Consider the following 710-nt stretch of genomic DNA (forward strand, 5'->3'; position numbering starts at 1 on the left):
CCGGCCCGTCTGCACTACTGGATCAGCGAAGAGAAGATCACGATCTTCGAATCGACGCCGGCGCTTATTATCCCGTTCATGGACTATGTGGCGGAGCATGGGCTCGACATGCGCTCGATGGAGCTGCTGATCACAAGCTCGGACAGCTGCAGCGTGACGGACTACCGGATGCTGCAAGAGCGCTTCGGCGGGCAGTTTAGAATCATCAACGCATACGGGGTAACGGAAGCGGCGATCGATTCGAGCTTGTACGACGAGCCGCTGGCCAAGCTGCCGGAGGCGGGGAACGTGCCGATCGGGAAAGCGGCGCTGAATGCCAAGTTCTACATCGTCGACGCGCACTTGAATCCGGTGCCTGTGGGCGTGCTGGGCGAGCTGTGCATCGGTGGCATCGGAGTGGCGCGAGGCTACCTGAACCGTCCGGAGCTGACGGAAGAGAAATTTGTGGACAGCCCGTTTGTGGAAGGCGAGCGTTTGTACCGGACAGGCGATTTGGCGCGGTGGATGCCGGACGGCAACGTGGACTTCATCGGCCGGATCGACAACCAGGCGAAAATCCGGGGGTACCGGATCGAGACGGGCGAGATCGAAACGCAGCTGCTGAAAGCGGAAGGCGTGCGGGAAGCGGTCGTCGTCGTGCGGGAGGATGCAAAAGGCCAGAAGGTGCTGTGCGCGTACTTCACGGCGGAGAGCGAGCTGAAGCTGAGCGA

General features: G+C 61.4%; 1 protein-coding gene. It reads left to right on the forward strand.

Annotated elements, in window-relative coordinates; all coding sequences use genetic code 11:
* Positions 1-710 (forward strand): AMP-binding protein (locus PEL01S_RS34235; RefSeq protein WP_164824394.1); only part of this gene is annotated, 710 nt, incomplete at both ends.

The sequence above is a fragment of the Paenibacillus elgii NBRC 100335 genome (assembly GCF_004000865.1).
GTDB classification, from domain to species: domain Bacteria; phylum Bacillota; class Bacilli; order Paenibacillales; family NBRC-103111; genus Paenibacillus_G; species Paenibacillus_G elgii.